General features: G+C 68.2%; 19 protein-coding genes. 9 read left to right on the forward strand and 10 right to left on the reverse strand.

Annotated elements, in window-relative coordinates; genetic code table 11:
* The first annotated feature begins 4 nt into the window (after positions 1–4).
* From ACF8ME_RS22220 to ACF8ME_RS22240, 5 genes are read left to right on the forward strand one after another with little or no spacing between them, the layout of a single operon-like run.
* Positions 5–1,066: a porin gene (locus tag ACF8ME_RS22220; protein WP_392418233.1), complete on the forward strand. Its 1,062-nt coding sequence runs from the start codon at positions 5–7 to the stop codon at positions 1,064–1,066.
* Between the two features lie 51 nt (positions 1,067–1,117).
* Entirely contained in the window at positions 1,118–1,564 is a 447-nt protein-coding gene (locus tag ACF8ME_RS22225) for a (2Fe-2S)-binding protein (protein ID WP_017404538.1), read from the forward strand.
* The gene (locus ACF8ME_RS22230; protein WP_392418235.1) at positions 1,542–3,791 is read left to right on the forward strand and encodes a molybdopterin cofactor-binding domain-containing protein; all 2,250 of its coding nucleotides are present in this window, start codon (positions 1,542–1,544) and stop codon (positions 3,789–3,791) included. Before ACF8ME_RS22225 ends, ACF8ME_RS22230 begins: the two co-directional genes overlap by 23 nt.
* A 41-nt stretch (positions 3,792–3,832) precedes the next feature.
* The gene (locus tag ACF8ME_RS22235; protein WP_392418237.1) at positions 3,833–4,654 is read left to right on the forward strand and encodes a TauD/TfdA dioxygenase family protein; all 822 of its coding nucleotides are present in this window, start codon (positions 3,833–3,835) and stop codon (positions 4,652–4,654) included.
* 54 nt (positions 4,655–4,708) lie between these two features.
* Positions 4,709–5,686: a Bug family tripartite tricarboxylate transporter substrate binding protein gene (locus tag ACF8ME_RS22240; RefSeq protein WP_392418239.1), complete on the forward strand. Its 978-nt coding sequence runs from the start codon at positions 4,709–4,711 to the stop codon at positions 5,684–5,686.
* A gap of 47 nt (positions 5,687–5,733) precedes the next feature.
* On the opposite strand, the gene ACF8ME_RS22245 is transcribed toward ACF8ME_RS22240, so the two are convergent.
* The 9 genes from ACF8ME_RS22245 to ACF8ME_RS22285 form a co-directional block, all read right to left on the reverse strand.
* On the reverse strand, positions 5,734–6,465 hold the full coding sequence (locus ACF8ME_RS22245) for a TetR/AcrR family transcriptional regulator (RefSeq protein ID WP_227472562.1): 732 nt from the start codon (positions 6,463–6,465) through the stop codon (positions 5,734–5,736).
* A 46-nt stretch (positions 6,466–6,511) separates the two neighbouring features.
* Positions 6,512–6,844, reverse strand: coding sequence for a thioredoxin family protein (locus tag ACF8ME_RS22250; RefSeq protein WP_392408029.1), 333 nt, complete (start codon positions 6,842–6,844; stop codon positions 6,512–6,514).
* A gap of 14 nt (positions 6,845–6,858) precedes the next feature.
* Positions 6,859–8,196, reverse strand: coding sequence for a gephyrin-like molybdotransferase Glp (gene glp, locus ACF8ME_RS22255; protein ID WP_047326770.1), 1,338 nt, complete (start codon positions 8,194–8,196; stop codon positions 6,859–6,861).
* Between the two features lie 29 nt (positions 8,197–8,225).
* Positions 8,226–8,921 carry a molybdenum cofactor guanylyltransferase MobA gene (gene mobA, locus ACF8ME_RS22260; RefSeq protein ID WP_016451355.1) on the reverse strand — a complete coding sequence of 232 codons (696 nt, stop codon included), beginning with the start codon at positions 8,919–8,921 and terminating at the stop codon, positions 8,226–8,228.
* Positions 8,922–8,983: 62 nt separating this feature from the next.
* Complete coding sequence (gene moaA / locus ACF8ME_RS22265) at positions 8,984–10,120, reverse strand: GTP 3',8-cyclase MoaA (RefSeq protein WP_016447431.1); 1,137 nt, start codon at positions 10,118–10,120, stop codon at positions 8,984–8,986.
* A 65-nt stretch (positions 10,121–10,185) separates the two neighbouring features.
* Positions 10,186–10,971, reverse strand: coding sequence for an SDR family oxidoreductase (locus tag ACF8ME_RS22270; RefSeq protein WP_392418242.1), 786 nt, complete (start codon positions 10,969–10,971; stop codon positions 10,186–10,188).
* A gap of 24 nt (positions 10,972–10,995) precedes the next feature.
* Positions 10,996–11,595 (reverse strand): DUF2889 domain-containing protein, encoded by a 600-nt coding sequence (locus tag ACF8ME_RS22275; protein WP_392418244.1) that lies wholly within the window; start codon positions 11,593–11,595, stop codon positions 10,996–10,998.
* 73 nt (positions 11,596–11,668) lie between these two features.
* Entirely contained in the window at positions 11,669–13,102 is a 1,434-nt protein-coding gene (locus ACF8ME_RS22280) for an aldehyde dehydrogenase family protein (RefSeq protein WP_016447428.1), read from the reverse strand.
* Between the two features lie 61 nt (positions 13,103–13,163).
* Positions 13,164–14,003 carry a Crp/Fnr family transcriptional regulator gene (locus tag ACF8ME_RS22285; protein WP_392418246.1) on the reverse strand — a complete coding sequence of 280 codons (840 nt, stop codon included), beginning with the start codon at positions 14,001–14,003 and terminating at the stop codon, positions 13,164–13,166.
* Between the two features lie 62 nt (positions 14,004–14,065).
* On the opposite strand from ACF8ME_RS22285, the gene ACF8ME_RS22290 reads away from it, so the two are divergent.
* From ACF8ME_RS22290 to ACF8ME_RS22305, 4 genes are all read left to right on the forward strand, one after another.
* Entirely contained in the window at positions 14,066–14,608 is a 543-nt protein-coding gene (locus tag ACF8ME_RS22290; protein WP_016451358.1) for a DUF962 domain-containing protein, read from the forward strand.
* Positions 14,609–14,755: 147 nt separating this feature from the next.
* Positions 14,756–15,283, forward strand: a complete 528-nt coding sequence (gene ppa, locus ACF8ME_RS22295; protein WP_013801496.1) for an inorganic diphosphatase — start codon at positions 14,756–14,758, stop codon at positions 15,281–15,283.
* Positions 15,284–15,463: 180 nt separating this feature from the next.
* On the forward strand, positions 15,464–17,233 hold the full coding sequence (locus ACF8ME_RS22300) for a methyl-accepting chemotaxis protein (protein WP_392418248.1): 1,770 nt from the start codon (positions 15,464–15,466) through the stop codon (positions 17,231–17,233).
* Between the two features lie 500 nt (positions 17,234–17,733).
* Positions 17,734–19,560, forward strand: coding sequence for a methyl-accepting chemotaxis protein (locus ACF8ME_RS22305; protein WP_160855581.1), 1,827 nt, complete (start codon positions 17,734–17,736; stop codon positions 19,558–19,560).
* Between the two features lie 3 nt (positions 19,561–19,563).
* Here ACF8ME_RS22305 and ACF8ME_RS22310 read toward each other — a convergent pair whose 3' ends face one another.
* A complete protein-coding gene (locus tag ACF8ME_RS22310) occupies positions 19,564–20,790 on the reverse strand; it encodes a GNAT family N-acetyltransferase (RefSeq protein WP_047218371.1) in 1,227 nt (408 codons plus the stop codon).
* Between the last annotated feature and the right edge of the window lie 4 nt (positions 20,791–20,794).

The raw sequence follows: 20,794 nt of genomic DNA on the forward strand, positions 1-20,794 counted from the left end.
CGCATTGGCGATGCTGGGCGGCGCGGGAGCGGCGCTTGCCCAGAGTTCGGTGACGCTGTACGGCAGCATGGACCTGACCATGCCCTGGATCAGCGATGTGCGAGGGAGCCGGCTCACGCGCATGGATTCGGCAATCTCCCAGCCTGACCTCTGGGGCCTGCGCGGCTCCGAGGACCTGGGGGGCGGCCTGAAGGCCTCGTTCCAGCTGGAAAACGGATTCCTCACGGACATCGGCTCGCCGATCTCGCCCACCAGCTACTTCAACCGGGCTTCCTGGGTGGGCCTGGACAGTGCTTCGCTGGGCACGCTGCGGCTGGGGCGCCAGGTCGATTTCACGGCCGGCACGCTGAGCCAATGGGGCAATGGCTACCAGCTCTACAACTTCTATCTGTACCACCCGGGCAACCTGGACGGCCTGTCCAGCCAGTTCCCCGTGGACAACTCCGTGGTCTACCTGACGCCGCGCATGGGCGGGATGCAGTTCGGCGCGCAGTATGGATTTGGCGAGGTGCCGGGCCGCTCGCAGGCCAACCGCACCTACAGCGTCATGGGCAGCTATTCCAGTGCCAAGCTCAATCTGGCCGTGGCCTACACCGATGCGCGTGGCCGTGCCTTCGATATCGCCGGGCGCACGGGCCTGGCGAACGCGCTGGGCCAGGACCTGGTGGCGGGCCGGCCGCTGGTGCTCGATACCTTCCAGGTGCTGGGCATCGGCGGCGGTTACCAGCTCGATGCGCTTCCGGTACGGCTCAACGCGCTGCTGACGCGCTCCACGCTCAAGTATGGCGCAGCCTCCAGCCACATGAGCGCGCTCGACCTGGGCCTTGCCTGGCAGACCAGCCAGGCGGTGACCATCAACACCGGCTACTCCTTCAGCCGTTTCGAGCAGACGAAGTGGAACCAGGTCCACCTGGGCGCGCGCTACGCCTTCTCCAAGCGCACGCAGCTGCATGCCTCGGTCACGCACCAGCGCGCCTCCGATGGCGTGGCGGCGATGAATTCCGTGGGCGTTGCCAGCGGGCGCACGCAGACCGTGATTGCAGCAGGCATACACCACTCGTTCTGAGAGGCATGAGACATGCAGCCCGGTCGATGCGGGCGCATTGGAGACCCCACGATGAAATTCACCCTCAATTCCCGAAGCGTGGCCTTTGACGGCGACGGGCAGACCCCCTTGCTGTGGGTGCTGCGCGACCACTTCAAGCTGCCGGGCACCAAGTTCGGCTGCGGCATCAGCATGTGCGGGGCCTGCACGGTCCATGTCGATGGCGAGCCCGTGCGTTCCTGCGTGCTGCCCGTCTCGACGGTGGGCGGCAAGGCGGTCACGACCATCGAAGGACTGTCCAGCAACCGCTCCCACCCCATCCAGAAGGCCTGGATGGACAAGGACGTGCCGCAGTGCGGCTACTGCCAGTCCGGCATGGTCATGGCCGCTGCCGCACTGCTCAAGGCCCATCCGCAGCCCACCGATGCGCAGATCGACGAGGCCATGACCAATCTGTGCCGCTGCGCCACCTACCACCGTATCCGGGAGGCCATCCATGCCGCAGCGTCCAAGCAATGAACGGGGCCGCGTGGCCGATTCGGCCATCTCGCTGCGGCGCAGGCACCTGCTCCAGAGCGCTGCTGCGCTGCTGGTGGCGCCTGCTGCAGGCAGCCTGCTGATTCCGCTGGCGCAGGCCGCGCCAGCGGAGGCCGGTGCAGCGGCAGCAACGGCCTCCTCCATCGGCGACTGGGTCTGGATCGAGCCTTCGGGCCAGGTGGTGATCGGCGTTTCGCAGTGCGAGGTCGGCCAGGGTATCTACACAGGCCTGCCCCAGGTGCTGGCCGATGAACTGGATGCCGACTGGGCCAGCGTGACCGTGCGCTTCGTCACGGGGCGCGACGCCTACCGCAACGATGCGGGCGAGATGCCGTTCCAGCAGTTCGTGGGTGCGTCGATGTCGATGAACTATTTCTATGAACGCATGCGCCTGGCCGGCGCCCAGGCGCGCGATGTGCTGCTGCGCGCCGGCGCAAGCCGCCTGGGTGTGCGTGCCTCCCAGTGCATGACGCGTGCCGGCCGCGTGCTGCACCCCGCGACGGGCCGCAGCGTGGGGTATGGCGAGATCGTGGCCGATGCCTCCAGGCTGCCCCTGGCCGCGCGGCCGCGCATGAAGTCGGCTTCCGAGCAGGGCCTGATCGGCCGCAACCTGCGCCGTGTGGATACGCCTTCCAAGGTCGACGGCAGCGCGGTGTTCGGCATCGATGTCGAGGTGCCCGGCATGCTGATCGGCGCCGTGCGCATGGCGCCCAGCGTGACGGGGCGCATCGTGCGCATCCGCAACGAGGCAGAGGTGCGCGCGCGCCCCGGCGTGCATGCCGTCGTGCGCACCACGCAGTGGCCCGACCCCGAGCCCAGCACCGTGGTCGTGGTGGCCGATTCGTACTGGATTGCCAAGCAGGCTGCCGATGCGCTGGACATCGAATTCGACGCCGGCGCGGCGGCCGGTGTGGACAGCGAGCGCATCCATGCGCAGTTCGTCGCAGGCTTGTCGAACGACAAGGCCGTCGTGGCCCGCAGCCTGGGCAAGCCGCGTGAAGTGCTGGCGGCCGGCAAGACCATCACGGCCGACTACCACTCGCCCTACATCACGCACGCCACCATGGAGCCGCTGGCCGCCACTGTCCATGTGCGCGACGCCGAGGTCGAGACCTGGGGCCCCTACCAGGGCCAGGACTTCCTGCGCGGCGAACTCGGCAAGGCCTGCGGCGTGCCTGCAGACAAGGTGATCGTGCACACCACGTTCCTGGGCGGCAGCTTCGGGCGCAAGTACATGCCCGACTTCGCCTTGCATGCGGCAGCGGCATCCAAGGCCGTGGGCCGGCCCGTCAAGGTCATCCGCTCGCGTGAGGACGACATACGGCATTCCTACTACCGGCCCGGTGCCTCGGGGCGGCTGAGTGCCGTGCTGGGCGCCGACGGCCTGCCTGCCGCGCTGCATGCACGCATCTCGGGCCAGTCGCTGTACGGGGCCATCAACCCCAAGAAGATGGCCGATGCAGGCGGCTGGGACGAGACCATGGTCGAGTCCATCTACGACCTGATCTACGGCGTGCCCAACCTGCTGGTGGATGCCGTGGACGTGCAGCAGCCCATACCGCTGAGCTATCTGCGCAGCGTGGGCACCACGTCCAGCGTGTTCTTCCTGGAAAGCTTCATCAGCGAGCTGGCCCACACCGCAGGCGTGGACGACTACCAGTACCGGCGCCGCCTGCTGGCCGGCCAGCCGCTGGCGCTGGGCGTGCTGGATGCGGCGGCGCGCGCCGCGCGCTGGGAGCAGCCCGCGCCGGCAGGCCTGCACCGCGCCATGACCTTCAACGTCTACACGGGGCGGGGCGAGAGCTTCCAGACCTTCGTCGCACTGGTCATGGAATTGCGTGTTGTGCAAGGCCGCGTGCGGCTGGAGCGTGCCATCTGCGCGATTGATGCGGGCCGCGTGGTCAATCCGGGCCTGGTCAAGGCCAATGTGGAAGGCGGCATCGGCTTTGCGCTGACCAACACCTTCAAGAGCCGGCTGGACTTCGACAAGGGCGCGGTACAGCAAAGCAACTTCCACGACTACCCGCTGCTGCAACTGTCCGAAATGCCCCGCGTGGAGGTGGTCCTGGTCGAAAGCGACCGGCCGCCCCAGGGCTGCGGCGAAGTGGCCCTGGGCCCCACGGCGCCTGCCGTGGCCACGGCCATGTTCCATGCCACGGGCCGCCGGTTCCGCTCCATGCCGCTGCCGCAGGACATCGCGTCCACCTGATCACCACCCCAACCCCGGCTTTTTTTGAGAAAAGGAATTTCATGCAAGTCGAACACATCACCCCGTGCATAGGATCGGAGATATACGGCATCGATCTCTCGGACCCGGCGCAGGTGCATGACCATGCGGACGCGCTGCGCAAGCTGCTGGCCGAGCGCCAGGTCATCTTCTTCCGCGACCAGACGCTGGACCCTGCGCAGCAGGTGCGCGTGGCCCAGGTGTTCGGCAAGGTCGAGCCCGTGTCCTCCACCTTTCCCTCGCACCCGGACGATCCCCATGTCGAGCTGCTGATCAGCCAGGGCACGCGCACCGGCACCGACATCTGGCATGCCGACCTGACCTGGCAGACCAAGCCGCCCGCCGGTGCCTGCCTCTACGCCGTGGACGTGCCGCCCACGGGCGGCGACACCATGTGGGCCAGCATGACCACGGCCTTCGCCTCGCTGGCGCCCGAGCTGCAGGCCTATCTGCGCACGCTGCGCGCCACCCACAACTGGGAGGCGCCGGCCCTGAGGCAAAGCCTGATGCGCCGCAATCCCTCGGGCGAGGCCTATCGGGCCACGCGCCTCAAGCATCCGCCGCTTGAGCAGCCCGTGGTCCTGGAGCACCCGGTCACCGGGCTGCCCGTGGCCTTTGTGAACTCGCTCTACACCACGCACATAGAAGGCGTGACCAGCGACGAGAGCGCGGCCCTGATCGCCATGCTCAGCGGCCTGGCCAAGGTGCCTGAATGGCAGGTGCGCTTTCGCTGGCGCAAGGGCTCGGTGGCCATCTGGGACAACCTGGCCACGCAGCATTACGCGGTCAACGACTACCACCCCGCAGCGCGGCGCATGCACCGTGTGGCGATACGCCAGGCGTGAGCCCGGCCCCGGCCTTTGCTGAAAATGACAAAACCCACGATGAAAGCCCACCCCATGAAAGCGAAACGCAAAACGCTTGCCCTAGGCATGGCCCTGGCCATGGCCCTGCTGGCCGGTCCTGCCCAGGCGCAGGCCTATCCCCACAAGCCCGTCACCATCGTCGTGGCCTATCCCGCAGGCGGTGACACCGATGCGCTGGCGCGCCTGCTGGGCGAGAAGCTGTCGGCCCGCATCGGACAGTCGGTGCTTGTGGACAACCGCGCGGGCGCCAGCGGCACCATCGGCAGCAGCTATGTGGCCAAGGCGCCGGCCGATGGCTATACGCTGCTGCTGGCGCCCAATACCTTTGCCATGGCCCAGCTGGTGCTCAAGCTGGGCGCAGGCCACGGATATGACGTGCTCAACGGATTCACGCCCGTGATCGAGGTCGGCTCCACATCGCTGTTCCTTGTCGCCGGACCCGGCGCGGGCGTGCGCACGCTCAAGGAGGCCGTGTCCGCGAGCCAGGGCCGTTCGCTGGGCTACGCCACCCCTGGCAATGGCTCGCCCATGCACTTTCTGGGCGAGATGGTCCGGCGCGCCACGGGCGCCCGCTTCGAGTCCATTCCCTACAAGGGCGTGGCGCCGGCCGTCACCGATGTGGTGGGCGGCCATGTGCCCTTCACCTACAGCACGCTGGGCTCCATTGCTCCCTACCTGCCCGGCGGCAAGCTGGTGGCGCTGGCCGTGGCCGATGCCCAGCGCTCACCGCTGGCGCCCGACGTGCCCACGCTGGCCGAGCTGGGCTACAAGGACGTGGAGCTGACCGCCTGGTATGGCCTGTTCGGCCCCAGGAACATGCCCACCGAGGTGGTCAAGCTGCTGAACACGCAGCTCAACGAGATCCTCAGGATGCCCGACGTGGTGGCACGCATGGCCACGCTGGGAACCGTCCCTGTGGGCGGCCCGCCGCAGCGCCTGGGCAAGACCAATGCCAGCGACTTCGAGCGCTTCGGGCGGCTGGTCAAGGAGCTGGGCATACAGTCCGACTGAGGGCGGCGCACCGGACGAAAGGAGGGAGCAGCGGGCGCCGGCGCAAGTCAATCCGGGTGGTGGCCCGGGTGTGGTGGGTGGTCTTGCGCCGGCGCATCCTGCCTGATGCGCTCGGCCAGCAGGTGGGACATGAAGCGCAGATAGTGCTCGACCTGCTGGTCTGCCTGCGGCCCTTCCCCGAACAGTTCGGCCAGCAGCGGCCGTGCCGTGGGCAGGAAGGCCGAAATGCTGAGGATGGCCAGGTGGATGAAGCGCGGGTCCACCTGTGCCGGGTGGCTGGCCTGCGCTCCGTCCATCAGCATGGTCGAGGTCAGCTCCAGCCCGCGCCGCGTGATGCGCTGCAGCGGCGTGCCCGAGGGCGGAGGCTCTTCTTCGCTTTCATAGTGGTAGATCTCGGACAGCGCCAGCCGCTCGAACTGCGGGTGCTCGCGCATGAAATCCAGCCGCAGCAGCAGGCGCTGGTAGACGCGCTCTTCCACCGTGCCCTGCGTCCTGAGCGCCACTTCCATGCGGTTTTGCAGCTCCTGCATCAGGGACTCCGTCACTTCCTGCAGCAGTCCCTTGAGGCTGCTGAAGTAGTAGCGCACCAGCGCCCGCGTGACGCCCGCCGCCGCCGCGATTTCCAGAATGCTCAGTTGCTCCGGCGTGCGGGTCTTGAGCAGGTTGACCGTGGTCTGCAGGATGATGTCCCGGCCGACGGCATCGTCAGCCAGCGGGCGGCCGCTGTTGCGGCGGGGCTTCTTGGGCGCGGAATCGGCAGGCTTCTTTTGGGACGGCATGCGGGCCATTGTCGGCGATACACAGGCAGCGGCTGCGCCGCAAGTGTCAGGGTTGGGCGGTGATGCGGGCCAGCGCGTCCTCGATCTCGCGGGCCTGCTGGGGCCGCACCAGCCTTTGCATCTCCTGCCCGTCACGCAGAAAGACCAGGGTGGGCCAGAGCTTGACGCGGTAGCTGCGTCCCAGGGCCCTGCCGGGGCCGTCTTCCACCTTGATGTGGGCCACCTGCGGGGCGGCATCCAGCGCCTGGGCAATCAGCGGTTGCGCGCGCTGGCAGTGGCCGCACCAGGCGGTGCCGAACTCCAGCAAGGTAGCGCCGGGCAGCGTATCGACGGTGCTGCGATCGGGGGCGTCGGTCAGGTGCTTGGACTGGAAGGGCATGGGGCAATCTCCTGTCAGGGAAAGGCCTGCAGCGGCAGGATGGACACGGTTTCGCCGGCTTGCACGGCAGCGCGCTCATGTTCGAGCACGATGAGGCAGTCGGCCTCGGCCATGGAACTGAGTACGCCCGAGCCCTGCGGCCCCGTGGTGCGCACCATGCAGCGGCCATCGGCGCCCTTGGACAGAATGCCGCGCTGGTACTCGGTGCGGCCGGGCCGCTTGGACAGGGCCTGCGCAGCCACAGCCTGGGGCAGGGCGGCCGATTCACCGTCCACGGCGGCGGCGCCCATGAGCTGCAGCAGCGCCGGCCGTACAAAGACCAGAAAGCTCACCATGGCAGCCACGGGATTGCCGGGCAGGCCGATCAGTACCGTGGTGCGTGCCGGTGGCCGGCTGGCGGCAAATGGCGTGCCTGCATCGGGCTGCAACAGGCCCACGGCCAGCGGCCGGCCCGGCCGCATGGCCAGGCGCCAGAAATGAACGCTGCCCATGCGTTGCAGCATGGCGCGCGTATGGTCGGCCTCGCCCGCGCTGATGCCGCCGCTGGTCAGCACCACGTCGGCCAGGGAGGCGGCTTCGCGCAGGCGCTCCTGCAAGGCTTCGGGCTGGTCGGCCACCACGCCCAGGTCCAGCACCTTGACGCCCATGCGCTGCAGCAGGCCGATGAGGCTGAAGCGGTTGCTGTCGTAGACCGCCCCTTCGCGCAGCGCCGTGCCGGGGTGCAGGATTTCATCGCCCGTGGAGAAATAGGCCACGCGCAGCCGCCTGCGAACATGCACCTGAGACTGGCCCAGGCTGGCGATCAGGCCCAGGGCTGCCGGATGCAGGCGCTGGCCCGCCGCCAGCGCCACGCAGCCCTGGCTCAGATCCTCGCCGCGCCTGCGGCGGTTGTCTCCGGTGCGCACGCTGCCGGCGGGGATGCGTACATGGTCGGGCGAGGCCGCATCGGCGGGCTCGGTGCGTTCGTGCGCGATCACCGTGTCCAGACCGGGCGGCAGCACGGCACCCGTCATGATCTTGATGCACTCGCCCGCCCGCACCGTGCCATGCCAGGGCTTGCCGGCCAGGGCCTGGCCGACCACGCGCAGCACCAGCGGGGCGCCGGCCTGCAGCTGGCTGCCGTCGAAGGCATAGCCATCCATGGCGGCGTTGTCATGTGCGGGCACGTCGATGGGGGAGACGATGTCTTCGGCCAGCATGCGGTCCAGCGCGTCGGCCAGCGCCAGTGTTTCCACATCCGCCACCGGGCCCAGGGGCTGCAGCAGGCTGGCCAGCTGGGACAGTGCCTGATCAACGCTCAGGTCCTGGGCGGAGGCGATGGGGGCGGAGGCGGGCTGGAAGGTGGCGGTCATCAGAACGGAATCCGGTGGGGCAAGGCCGGTCACGGCGGCGTCACGGGCACACAGGCCGCGGCCTGCGCCAGGGCCTGCAGCTCCTGCTGCGTGTTGGCGTTGGCAAAGGCCAGCGGGCTGTCGTCCGCGCGATCGAAGAGGGCGGTGGCGCAGCGGTGCTGGCCCGTCCAGGCATCGATCTTGCGGCCGCCCGAACGTATGAAGGACTGCAGGCTATCACGCAGCGATGACCGCATCAGGCAGAACACGGGCTGGGCACGCAGCCTGGATTGATCTGTATCAAGCGAGCGTTCCCAGCCATGGGCGACGACGATGTCGGCCGCAGGCTGCTGCGCCAGCGCAGCCTGCGCGAGCCGCTGTACAAGGTCCTGGGGGAACAGCGGCGTGTCGCAGGGCACGCAGACCAGCCAGGGTGTCTGGCAATGGGTGAGGCCGCTCAGAAAGCCGGCCAGCGGGCCGGGGTAGTCGGGTTCGGCATCGGGCCAGACCGGGGCGCCATAGGGGGCGCCCAGTTGCGCATAGGCCTCGGCATGGCGATTGGCGTTGAGCATCAGATGCCCGACCTGGGGCGCAAGGCGGTCCAGCGCATGGGCTGCCAGCGGCTGGCCCAGAAAGGGCTGCAGGCCCTTGTCGATGCCGCCCATGCGCATGCCGCGCCCGCCTGCCAGCACGCAGCCCGTGATGTCGCTCAAGGGCAGGGTGTCGGGCAGGGAGGAAACGGGCATGTGTGGCTTGTGATGGAGAAACCGAGGGGAAGGGGAAAGGGAGCCGCGCGCGACGCGCGGGCTCAGCCGCCGATGTAGCTCATCTCTATGCGCCTGCGCTGCGTGTCCGTGCTGGACGGCAGGCTGGCGCGCAGTTCGGAATAGCGGTCGGTGCGCTGCTGCCAGATGGGGGCCAGCGCGGCTGCCACTTCCTCGTCGCTGGCGCCGCTGCGCAGCAGGCTGCGCAGGTCCCAGCCTTCGGAGGCGAACAGGCACAGGTACAGCCGGCCCTCGGTGGACAGGCGCGCACGGTTGCAGTCGCCGCAAAAGGCGTGGGTGACGCTGCTGATCACGCCGACCTCGCCCAGCGAGGGATCGTGCAGGCCCTGCGCATCGGCATATCCCCAGCGCACGGCGGTCTCGCCCAGGCTGCTGGCCTGCAGCGGCACCAGGGGCAGCTCGGCGCGCAGCCGGGCGATGACTTCGTCGGAGGGCAGGACCTCGTTCATGCGCCAGCCGTTGGTCGCGCCCACGTCCATGTATTCGATGAAGCGCAAGGTCACGCCCGTGCCCTGGAAGTGGCGCGCCATGGGCAGGATCTGGTCCTCGTTGGTGCCGCGCTTGACCACCATGTTGACCTTGATGTTGCCCAGGCCTGCCGCCTGGGCCGCCTCGATGCCGGCCAGCACGTCGGAGACCGGAAAGTCCACGTCGTTCATGCTGCGGAACACCGCGTCGTCCAGCCCGTCCAGGCTGACGGTGACGCGGTTCAGGCCGGCCGCCTTGAGCGCCCGGGCCTTGCGCGCCAGCAGCGAGCCGTTGGTGGTCAGCGTCAGGTCCAGCGGATGGCCGTCGGGCGTGCGCAGGGCAGACAGCTGCTCCACCAGCGTTTCCACGTTCTTGCGCAGCAGCGGCTCGCCGCCGGTCAGGCGGATCTTGCGCACGCCATGCTGCACGAACAGGCGGGCCGTGCGCGTGATCTCCTCGAAGCTCAGCAGCGAGCCGTGCGGCAGGTAGCGGTAGTTCTTGTCGAAGACTTCCTTGGGCATGCAGTAGCTGCAGCGGAAATTGCAGCGGTCGGTGATGCTGATGCGCAGGTCGCGCAGCGGCCGGCCAAGCCTGTCACGCAGATCGCCGGTGGGCGCCTGCAGCAGTCTTGGCACGGTGGCCGGGCGCGTCGGGGCGCGCTCGTCGACCAGGGGGATCACTCGTTCTGCCATGCCCGCGATTTTGCCCGAATGCCTATGTCCAGGCTCTGCGCAAGCCTGCAGATCTTGATCTGCGTCTAGACGCAGCGCGCTCCGTCCACCTCGATGCAGGTGCCGCTGATGAAGGCCGCCTCGTCGCTGGTCAGATACAGCGCGGCATTGGCCACGTCCAGCGCCGTGGAAAAGCGGCCCAGCGGAATCGTCGCGCGAAAGCGCGCGCGGCGCTCCTCGTCCACGGGGCCGCCGGCAAACTCGGCGGCCAGGCCTGTGTCGGGGTTGAAGACGGGGTTGATGCAGTTGACGCGGATGTTCTCCGGGCCCAGTTCTGCGGCCATGGACTTGCTGGTCACGATGACGGCGCCCTTGGAGCCGTTGTACCAGGTCAGCCCCGGGCGCGGGCGCAGGCCTGCCGTGGAGGCGATGTTGATGAAGCTGCCGCCGCCGGGGCGGCCATCGGCCATCGGCGGATTGGCGCGCATGGCCGGCACGCCGTGGATGGCCGAGAGATAAATGCTCTTGACGTTGATGGCATAGACCCGGTCGAACTCGGCCTCGCTGACTTCGAGCATGGGACGGTTGCGGTGCGTCCAGCCCGCGTTGTTGACGAAGACATCGAGCCGGCCGTGGGCCTGCAGTGTGGCGGCCACCAGGGCCTTGACCTGTTCGCCCTGCGTCATGTCCGCCTGCACATAGAGCGCGCGGCCGCCCACGGCGTTGATGGCCTGTGCCACGCGCGTGCCGGCCTCGCGGTCGATGTCGTTGACGACGATATGCGCGCCTTCGGCGGCCAGCCGCATGGCGATGCCGGCTCCTATGCCGCTGCCGGCGCCTGTGACGATGATGGATTTGTCCTGGACACGCATCGGGCTTTGCTCCTCGGTCGGGGGTCAGGCCCCCTGGGTTTCGGTGGTTGCTGTGGTCGCCGGGGTCGGGGCCACGCCGCCTGTGCCGGGCTGCCAGCTCACGAACTGCGGGTAGTAGCGCGCCACGCCGGGGCCATTGAAGTCCCAGCCCAGGCACTGGCCCAGGTGGCGTGGCGGCTGGCTGGGGTCGGCATCGCCAAAGACGCCGGGCACGGACTGGAAGGCTGCCGTGGCCATGTTGAACAGCAGTTCGCGCAGATGCGTGCAGCTGGCCACGCCGCCCAGGTTCTCGTTGATGGCCTTGCGCCATCCGCGCGCCATGCTGCAGCCGACCATTTTCTGCAGGGCCCGCATGGCCTCGGGGCAGTGGCCCAGCGGATGGGAGTCCATGACGACCTCGATGGCCTGCACCGCCAGGCGGGCATCGACCGTGGTGCGTATCCACATGTGGTGTATGGCCGTGCCGGCCGGCATGTGGCGGCCGCCGCTCAGTTCGATGTCATGGGTCTTGCTGTCGCGCAGCTCGCCTTCGATGTCCCAGAGGCCATCGGCGCGGGCGTAGCTGCGGTAGCGCACGTCGCGTTCATGCTGGGGCGTGCGGTCGGGAACGGGAGACAAGGGCATGGGGAATTCTTCTTTCTGTCGCGTGCGGCCGGCTGGCGCCGGGCACCTTGCGATTTTCCGTCATGCGCCAGGATCAGCCATGCCGTATGGCGACGGTCTTCAGCGTGGTGAAGCCATAGAGCGCCTCGAAGCCCTTTTCGCGGCCATGGCCGCTGGACTTGACGCCGCCGAAGGGCAGCTCCACGCCGCCACCCGCCCCGTAGTTGTTGACGAAGACCTGGCCGCAGCGCAGGCGCCGCGCCAGGCGCAGCTGGCGCGCGCCGTCACGGGTCCACAGGCCGGCCACCAGGCCGTAGGCCGTGCCGTTGGCCAGTTGCACGGCATGGTCCTCGTCATGGAAGGGCATGGCGCAGAGCACGGGGCCGAAGATCTCTTCCTGCGCCAGCCGGTGCTCGGGTGGCACGTCGCGCAGCAGGGTGGGCGCCTGGTAGAAGCCGCTGTCGGGCGCATGCTCCACGATCTGGCCCTGCGCCACCACGGCAATGCCTGCCACCTGGGCGTCGGACAGGAAATCCCAGACACGCTGCTGCTGGCTGGCGCGGATCAGCGGACCCAGGTCCAGGTCCATGGCGGCCGGACCCACGCGCAGCGCCTCGAAGGCCTGGCCCAGGCGTTCGAGCAGCGGCTCGTAGATCAGCGAGTCGATCAGCACGCGCGAGCCTGCCGAGCAGGTCTGGCCGGCGTTCTGCACGATGGCGTTGACGATGGCCGGCACGGCGGCGTCCAGGTCCGCATCCGCGAACACGATCTGCGGACTCTTGCCGCCCAGCTCCAGCGTGACGGGGCAGTGCCGTTCGGCCGCAGCCTGCTGGATCAGCGTGCCCACGCCGGGGCTGCCCGTGAAGCTCAGGTGGTCCACTCCTGGATGGCGCGCCAGGGCCTCGCCCACCTCGTGCCCCAGGCCGGTGACCACGTTGAAGGCGCCTGCCGGAAAGCCGACCTCGGTGGCCAGCCGCGCCACGCGCAGCACGGACAGGCAGGCGTCTTCCGAGGGCTTGACCACGCAGGTATTGCCCGCGGCCAGCGCCGCGCCCACGCTGCGGCCCAGGATTTGCATGGGGTAGTTCCAGGGGACGATATGGCCGGTCACTCCGTGGGGTTCGCGCCAGGTCAGGGCGCTGTAGCCTTGCTGGTAGGGCAGGGTCTCGCCGTGCAGCTTGTCGCAGGCGCCTGCATAGAACTCGAAGTAGCGCGCCAGCGCCAGCGCATCGGCGCGGGCCTGGCGCGTGGGCTTGCCGCAGTCGCGCTGCTCGATGGCCGTGAGTTCATCGGCATGCTGCAGCACGCTGCCCGACAGGCGCATCAGCAGGCGCCCGCGTTCGGCGGCCGAGAGCTTGCTCCAGACGCTGTCCTGGCATTCGCGCGCAGAGCGCACGGCCAGGTCGATGTCCTGGGGCGAGCCGCGTTGGAGCTCGTCGAAAGCCTGCCCGTCCGACGGGTCCAGCACGGGGATCGTGCGTCCCGATTCCGTAGGCACGGACGCATTGCCGATGTGGTGGTATTGCATGGAGCCCGATTGTGGGGCGCCCGGGACGCTTGTCCAGTCCCGGGCGTTGCAGCGCGCCTGCCTACTGCGCAGGCCAGCCCGCGTCGCGCAGGCCTTGACGGTCCAGCACCTCCATCTTGCCGCGCCGCAACTGCAGGCAGCCGGCCAGTTGCAGCTCCTGCAGGATCTGGTTGGTGGTCTGGCGTGACAGGCCCAGCATGCGCGCCAGCTGCTCCTGGGATACATCCAGCTCGCGCCGCCAACGCTGGCGGCCCTGGCCGTCGGGCTGCCACTGGTCAAAGCCTTCGGCCATGCGCACCAGGCGCCGCGCCAGGCGCTGGGGGGCCGGCAGCAGCGTGTGCTCTTCCAGCGCCACCAGGCACACGCGCAGCTTGTCCGTCAGCAGCAACGCCAGCGCTTGCCAGTGTCCGGGGTGGGCGGCCAGCCACTCCATCAGCGGTGCCTGGGGCACGTGAAGCACGATGCAGTCCGTGGCGGCCTGGGCATCGTGCGTGCGTTGTGCGCCATCGAACAGGGCAATCTCTCCCAGCCACATCGGCGGCTCCACCAGGGCCAGCAGCGCCGTGCGGGCCTGCTCGCCGCAGGCGGCCGTGCCCGAAATGCTGAGGGCGCCACGCGCCACCGCGTACAGGCCACAGGGCGGGTCGCCCCGGCGAAACAGCCAGTCGCCTGCGGCCAGCGTGCGGGGCTGGGCCAGTGCCTTGAGCTGCGCGGCCAGCTCTGGCGGCAGGGCGTGGAACCAGCGGCCTGCCTCGACGGTGGCCCAGAGATCGGCCATGCCCGGCGGACCGGCCACTGCGCGGCGCCGTACGCCGCGCGTGGCGGCGGCAGTTGCCGTGGCTGCCGGAGCTGCCGGTGCGGGTAAGCCCGAGGTGTGCGATGAGGCTTGTGTCGGATCCATGACAGACGCCAATCCTTGATGACACCACCATGGTTGCGCAACATCCACTGCCGGTGCAGCCTATGAAAACCCTCATCGACCAACTGTCCCAGTACGCGGACTATCACCGTGATCCACGCAACATCCTCACGCACTTCTTTGGCGTGCCGCTGATCATGTGGGCCGTGGTGATCCTGCTGGCACGTCTGCAATGGGCGATGCCATTGGGCGACGGCCTGCCTGCCCTGCCGCTGAGCCTGGCCTTGCTGGCGGCGCTGGCGGCAGGCATCTACTACTGTTTGCTGGACCTGCGCTACGGCATTGCCATGGCTGTGGTGCTTGCCCTGATGCTGGCCTTGGCACAGCCCATCGCCATGCTGCCATTGGGGGCTTGGCTGGGATGGGGGCTGGGCATCTTTGCCGTGGGCTGGGTGATCCAGTTCGTGGGCCACTACTACGAGGGCCGCAAGCCAGCCTTCCTGGACGACATCCTGGGCCTGGTCATCGGACCCCTGTTCGTGCTGGCCGAGCTGGGCTTTGCATTGGGCCTGCGCCGCGAAGTGCAGCATGCGGTGGAGCAGCGCAGCGGCCCCGTGCGCCGGCGCGCGGGCGGGGCACACGCCTGAGACCGGGCGCTGCAAGCTTGGCGCAGGCTTGCGCCCTTAGCATGGCGGGCGTTCCTGCGGAGCCATCCGTGGGGGCGTGTGCCTGCGCCTAAAATCACGCTGCTATCCCCTGCTGGGGCTCTTTCGTTTCAACTCTGCTTATCCATCATGTCTTTCGACAAAGTCACACCGGGCAAGAACGCTCCTGAATCCTTCAACGTCGTGATCGAGATCTCGGCCAACTCCGATCCCATCAAGTACGAAGTGGACAAGGAAAGCGGCGCCGTCTTCGTGGACCGCTTCATGGGCACGGCCATGCACTACCCGGCCAACTACGGCTATGTGCCCCAGACGCTGTCCGGCGACGGCGATCCGGTGGACGTGCTGGTGATGACGCCCTTCCCGCTGCCCCCGGGCGTGGTCGTGGCCTGCCGCCCCATCGGCATCCTGCTCATGGAAGACGAGTCCGGCGTGGATGGCAAGGTCCTGGCCGTGCCCACGCAAAAGCTGCTGCCCGCCTACGACAAGATCAACACGCTGGAAGACATCCACGAGATCACCCTCAAGCAGATCCAGCATTTCTTCGAGCACTACAAGGACCTGGAAAAGGGCAAGTGGGTCAAGGTTCTGGGCTGGAAGGGCGTGGACGAGGCCAAGAAGGAAGTCGTGGACGGCATCGCCAACTACAAGGGCTGATCCCTTTCACTCCCGTCGAGGGAGTCTCAACTGCGCTGAGGTAAATGCCCGCTTCGCAGTTGATACAATTTGAAACGCACCCGGTGCCTAGGCGCCGGGTGCGTTTTTTGTTTTGTCATGGATCAGGGTTTGGACAGATCAATCAGGCGCTGATGGGGACATCGGCCCGGGAGCGAGCAAATGAAGGTGGCAGATTGGCGCATGGGCACGAAGCTGGGCATGGGATTCCTCGTCATGGTCCTGTTCTCGGCGGTTCTGGGGGCGGTAGCCTGGTTGCAACTGGCGCAGATGCACCGCAACGCATTGCATTTGTCGGATGTGGCCCTGCCCAGCATGTTCCATGCGGGCGCCATGCGATCCGAATACAACCGCCTGCGCCGCCACGAGGCCGGCATTGCCTCCGCGCGCAGCCTGGCCGAGGTCGATGGCTTTGCCAAGCAGGTGCAGGACCGGCTGCAGACCATTGGCGAGCATGAGACGGCCCTGCGTTCGCTGATCGACCAGCAGGCCCTGCGCGCGGCCTTCGACGACTACCTCGGCTTCAAGCAACAGTTCCTGGCCATGCATGCGCGATTGCTGGAGCGTGCGCGCGCCGGCAACTATTCCACCACCGAGGAGCAGGCCTTCATGGCCGACGAGATGGGGTTGATGTTCGCCGGCGAGTCCGAGGCGCAGTTCGGCAAGCTGGCCGAAAGCGCCGGCCGCCTGCTGACCCTGCAGCGCGAGGCGGGCGAGCAGGCGCGGCAGCAGGCGCAGGCAGGCTTTGACCTGGCCCGCATCTGGGTGCTGGGCACGCTGGCCGCGGTGGTGGCGATTGCGGCCCTGGTGGGCTGGGCCATCACGCGTGCTGTCACCGGCCCGGTGGCCCAGGCCGTGGCCGTGGCGCGCAATGTGGCGGCCGGCCATCTGGAAAAGCCGGTCACCAGCCGGCGCCGGGATGAAATGGGCCAGCTCATCAACGCACAGGAGGACATGCGCCGCAAGCTCGCCGAGCTGGTGGGCGATGTGCGCGGCAATGCGCACGGCGTGGCGCTGGCCGCTGGCGAGATCGCCCAGGGCAATGCGGACCTGTCGGCGCGCACCGAAAGCCAGGCCAGTGCTCTGGAAGAAACCGCAGCCTCCATGGAGCAGCTGGGCGCCACCGTGCGCCAGAACGCGGACAACGCGCGCCAGGCCAACCAGATGGCAGCCTCCGCCTCGGGCATTGCCGCGCGTGGCGGCGAGGTTGTGGCCCAGGTGGTGGACACCATGAAGGGCATCAACGACAGCAGCCGCCAGATCGCCGACATCATCGGCGTGATCGACGGCATTGCCTTCCAGACCAATATCCTGGCGCTGAACGCCGCCGTGGAGGCGGCCCGCGCTGGCGAGCAGGGCCGGGGCTTTGCCGTGGTGGCCGGCGAGGTGCGCACGCTGGCCCAGCGCAGTGCCGAGGCGGCCAAGGAGATCAAGGCCTTGATCCAGGCCAGCGAGCAGCGTGTGGAGCAGGGCACGCAGCTGGTGGACAAGGCCGGCGAGACCATGTCCGAAATCGTCGCCGCCATCCGGCGCGTGACCGACATCATGGGCGAGATCAGCGCCGCCAGCAGCGAGCAGAGCGCGGGCGTGGCCCAGGTGGGCGATGCCATCACGCAAATGGACCAGGCCACCCAGCAGAACGCCGCCCTGGTCGAGCAAAGTGCGGCCGCTGCCCAGTCGCTGCAGCAGCAGGCGCGGGCCATGGTGGCATCGGTATCGGTGTTTCGCACGGCGCCGGGAGACTCGACAGCGGTCCCCGAGGCGGCTGAGGCCGCCAAGGCGGCCGTGGCGGCGCCGCGCGCAACGGCGGCCGCCCCTTTGGCATCACCGCCGGTCCTGGCGCCCATCGCAGCCCGGCCAGCGAAACATGCCACGCCAGCCCAGGTCAGCAGGACCGCGACCGCCGACGACGAGGAGTGGGCCGCGTTCTGAGGCCTTGCCCGCAGCTGCGCCCCATCCTCTGGCGGCCCCATGCCCTGCATGGGGCCGCTTTCTTTTTGCGTGCTGCGTTGAGCTTGCGCACGCCGGGTGGCAGGAGGCTGTGGCGCAAATCCTCCAGTGAAGGTTTCTGCCTACTGCAAGTACCTGAACTTGTCCTGAACAATTCTTGGATACTGGCAGAATGTAAATAGATGTAGTCCTATTCTTACAGATTGAGGAACGGCCGCTCCTGGCCTCGTTCGCTCGGAACGAAGGGATATCCCATGATTACCTTGTTCTCATGGCCGCCTGGCCTGGCGGCCATCGGCCATCCAGCAGACCACGCTCCCGCGGGGTCCCGTCCTCCCCCTCTCCAAGCCTTGCCTGCCAGCTGCCATCGGCCGGTGCGGCTGGCCTGTTTCTGCAAGGTTCGCGCCGGGCCTGGCTGATAGCCTGCCCATGGCGCGAGACAGAGCAAGACGCAACAAGATGACGGGACCTCTACAAGAGAGATGAATGTGAAAAACCTCAAGATTTCAACGCGCATGCTGGGCACCTTCGGCCTGCTGGTGCTGCTGCTGCTGGCCGTGGTGGCCGCGGCCCTGGTGCAACTGCGCTCCATGCGCACCAGCATGGAAGTCATTGCCGGCAATGTCGTGCCCAGCGTGGAAGTGATCAATCAGATAGGCACCGATGTCGTGCGTGCCCGTTTGCTGGAGGTGCGCCACGTCAACAATGATGATGCTGCCTACAAGACCGATTCGGAAAAGCAGCTGGAGCAACTGCAGCGCCGCCTGGCCGAGCGCAAGAAGGTCTATGAGCCGCTGCTGTCCTCCGACGAAGAGCGAAGGCTCTACGCCCAACTGCTCCAGGAACGCGAGCGCTACCAGCAACTGAGCCAGCAGGTGCTGGCGCTGTCACGCCAGGGCGAAAAGGAAAAGGCCCAGGCCGTGCTGGGCGGCGAGTCGCTGAAGCTCTACAACGATTCGTCGAACACGCTGGACCTGCTGGTCAAGCTCAACAGCGATGCGGCCGTGCAGGAAAGCCGCAATGCCGAGGCTGTCTATGGGCGCTCGGTCGTCGTCCTCAGCGTGGCGGCGCTGGCCGCCGTGCTGCTGGCCGTGCTGGCCGGCCTGTGGCTGACGCGCTCCATCCGCACGCCGCTGGCCCATGCGGTCGATGCCGCAGACCGCGTGGCCAATGGCGATCTGGGCGGGACCATTCACATCGACCGCCATGACGAAACCGGCCTGCTGCTGGGCGCGCTGCAGCGCATGCAATCGAGCCTGGTGCAGACCGTGCGCAGCGTGCGCCAGAACGCCGAAGGCGTGGCCTCGGCCAGTGCGCAGATTGCCTCCGGCAATGCCGACCTGTCCAGCCGCACGGAAGAGCAGGCCAGCGCGCTGGAGCAGACGGCGGCATCCATGGAAGAGCTGGGCTCCACCGTGCGCCAGAACGCCGACAACGCACGCCAGGCCAATCAGCTGGCGCTCAATGCATCGAGCGTTGCGCGCCGCGGCGGCGACGTGGTGGCCGAGGCCGTGGAAACCATGAAGGGCATCAATGACAGCAGCCGGCGCATCGGCGACATCATCGGCGTGATCGACGGCATTGCCTTTCAGACCAACATCCTCGCGCTCAATGCCGCGGTGGAGGCTGCGCGTGCCGGTGAGCAGGGCCGGGGCTTTGCCGTGGTCGCGGGCGAGGTGCGCTCGCTGGCGCAGCGCAGCGCCGAGGCGGCCAAGGAAATCAAGGCGCTGATCACGGCCAGCGTGGAGCGTGTGGAGCAGGGCTCGCAACTGGTGGACCGCGCAGGCACGACCATGACCGAAGTGGTGGCTGCCATCGGCCAGGTCACCGACATCATGGGCGAGATCAGCGCGGCCAGTACCGAGCAGAGCTCCGGCGTCGCCCAGGTCAGCGAAGCCGTCACGCAAATGGACCAGACCACGCAGCAAAACGCTGCCCTGGTCGAGGAAAGCGCGGCCGCCGCTGCCTCGCTGCGCAAGCAGGCGCAGGACCTGGTCGAGGCCGTGGCCGTGTTCCAGCTGCCGCGCGGTGCCATGGACAGCCATGCGCATGTGCCCAACAGGATGGTGGCGCAGGCCGGCGCCGCGCCACGCGCCGCAGCGCAGCCTGTCCGGCCGAACCCGCCGGCCAGCCCCGCACGGCCTGCGGCCTTGGGGGGCGGCGGTGCTGCAGCGGGTGGCGAGACACTGGCCCGCCGGCTTGAACGCGATGCCACGCCTCCCATCCAGCCACGCCCTGGGCCCGCAGCAACAGGCAAGCCGGCTCCGCGCCAGCCCGGTCAGGGCGATGACGACTGGGAAACCTTCTGAGCCTCAGTCCTGGCGCAGCGGGCTGTGCGCCTGCAGCTCCTGCAGGTAGCCGGCCATGCCTTCGCCCTCGCGGTCCAGAAAGCGCGAGATGGCGTCGGCGAAGGACGGGTGGGCAATCCAGTGGGCGCTGGGCGTCACCACGGGCAGCAGCGCCCGCGCCATCTTGTGTTCGCCCTGGGCGCCTCCCTCGAAGTGCGCAATCCCGCGTTCTATGCACCAGGCGATAGGCTGGTAGTAGCAGGCCTCGAAATGCAGGCAGTCCACGCGCTCCAGCGCGCCCCAGTAGCGGCCGTAGGCCGTGCCCTGCGGGATGTGCGGGATCTGCGGCGTGTCGCGGTCGCAACTGCCGGCCGAAAGCCGTGCGGCTGCCGCATCGAGTGCGATCAGGCTGCAGGCCATGGGTTGGCCGTCGCGCTCGGCGACGAACATCAGCCAGTTCTCGGGCATCTGGTGCGCCATGGCCTCGAAGAAGGCCGGCTGGAGGTACGGGGCGTTGCCGTGTTCCAGATAGGTGCGTTCGTGGCAGCGATAGAAGAAGGCCCAGTCCTGGGCGCTCATGTCGGGGCCGTGCACTGCTCGAAAGCGCACGCCGGCCTCGTGCACCTTGCGCCGTTCCTGGCGAATCTTCTTGCGCTTTTCCTGGTTCAGCGTGGACAGAAAGTGGTCGAAGTCCCGGTGGCCCGCGCCCCCGGCGTTCTGGTTGCTCCAGTGGAACTGCACGGTGCTGCGCTGCATCCAGCCGTCGGCGTCGCAGGCTGCCAGATCCTCGGCATCGCTGAACAGCAAATGCAGGGAAGACAGCTGCTGCGCCTGGGCCCATTCGCGCACGGCGCGCACCAGGGCCGCACGCAGCAGCGGCGTGCGTGCCAGCAGCCGGCTGCCCGGCACAGGCGTGAAAGGCACGGCGAGCACGCCCTTGGGGTAGTAATCCAGCCCATGCTGGGCGTAGGCGCGCGCCCAGGCAAAGTCGAACACGTACTCGCCATAGGAATGCGCCTTGGCGTAGACCGGGCAGGCGGCGACCAGCTCGCCGCCCTGCCAGAGCGTGACCACGCGGGCGGCCCAGCCGGTTTGCGGCACGGCGCTGCCGCTGGATTCCAGCGCGCTCAGGTACTCGTGGCGCATGAAGGGGGTGGGCGCAGCCTGCGATGCCAGCAGCGCATTCCAGGCCTGGGCATCGAGCTGCTGCACGCTGTCCAGCACGCGGGTGATAATTGCGGTTTCAGCCATGCCA

This window comes from Delftia sp. WSY_7 (assembly GCF_043104845.1).
Taxonomy (GTDB): Bacteria; Pseudomonadota; Gammaproteobacteria; order Burkholderiales; family Burkholderiaceae_C; genus Comamonas; species Comamonas tsuruhatensis.

Bases quoted from the DNA above. Each gene is read 5' to 3' on its own strand.
- ACF8ME_RS22225 (WP_017404538.1), top strand. From the start codon at position 1,118: ATGAAATTCACCCTCAATTCCCGAAGCGTGGCCTTTGACGGCGACGGG.
- ACF8ME_RS22230 (WP_392418235.1), top strand. From the start codon at position 1,542: ATGCCGCAGCGTCCAAGCAATGAACGGGGCCGCGTGGCCGATTCGGCC.
- ACF8ME_RS22235 (WP_392418237.1), top strand. From the start codon at position 3,833: ATGCAAGTCGAACACATCACCCCGTGCATAGGATCGGAGATATACGGC.
- ACF8ME_RS22240 (WP_392418239.1), top strand. From the start codon at position 4,709: ATGAAAGCGAAACGCAAAACGCTTGCCCTAGGCATGGCCCTGGCCATG.
- ACF8ME_RS22245 (WP_227472562.1), bottom strand. From the start codon at position 6,465: ATGCCGTCCCAAAAGAAGCCTGCCGATTCCGCGCCCAAGAAGCCCCGC.
- ACF8ME_RS22250 (WP_392408029.1), bottom strand. From the start codon at position 6,844: ATGCCCTTCCAGTCCAAGCACCTGACCGACGCCCCCGATCGCAGCACC.
- glp (WP_047326770.1), bottom strand. From the start codon at position 8,196: ATGACCGCCACCTTCCAGCCCGCCTCCGCCCCCATCGCCTCCGCCCAG.
- mobA (WP_016451355.1), bottom strand. From the start codon at position 8,921: ATGCCCGTTTCCTCCCTGCCCGACACCCTGCCCTTGAGCGACATCACG.
- moaA (WP_016447431.1), bottom strand. From the start codon at position 10,120: ATGGCAGAACGAGTGATCCCCCTGGTCGACGAGCGCGCCCCGACGCGC.
- ACF8ME_RS22270 (WP_392418242.1), bottom strand. From the start codon at position 10,971: ATGCGTGTCCAGGACAAATCCATCATCGTCACAGGCGCCGGCAGCGGC.
- ACF8ME_RS22275 (WP_392418244.1), bottom strand. From the start codon at position 11,595: ATGCCCTTGTCTCCCGTTCCCGACCGCACGCCCCAGCATGAACGCGAC.
- ACF8ME_RS22280 (WP_016447428.1), bottom strand. From the start codon at position 13,102: ATGCAATACCACCACATCGGCAATGCGTCCGTGCCTACGGAATCGGGA.
- ACF8ME_RS22285 (WP_392418246.1), bottom strand. From the start codon at position 14,003: ATGGATCCGACACAAGCCTCATCGCACACCTCGGGCTTACCCGCACCG.
- ACF8ME_RS22290 (WP_016451358.1), top strand. From the start codon at position 14,066: ATGAAAACCCTCATCGACCAACTGTCCCAGTACGCGGACTATCACCGT.
- ppa (WP_013801496.1), top strand. From the start codon at position 14,756: ATGTCTTTCGACAAAGTCACACCGGGCAAGAACGCTCCTGAATCCTTC.
- ACF8ME_RS22300 (WP_392418248.1), top strand. From the start codon at position 15,464: ATGAAGGTGGCAGATTGGCGCATGGGCACGAAGCTGGGCATGGGATTC.
- ACF8ME_RS22305 (WP_160855581.1), top strand. From the start codon at position 17,734: ATGAATGTGAAAAACCTCAAGATTTCAACGCGCATGCTGGGCACCTTC.
- ACF8ME_RS22310 (WP_047218371.1), bottom strand. From the start codon at position 20,790: ATGGCTGAAACCGCAATTATCACCCGCGTGCTGGACAGCGTGCAGCAG.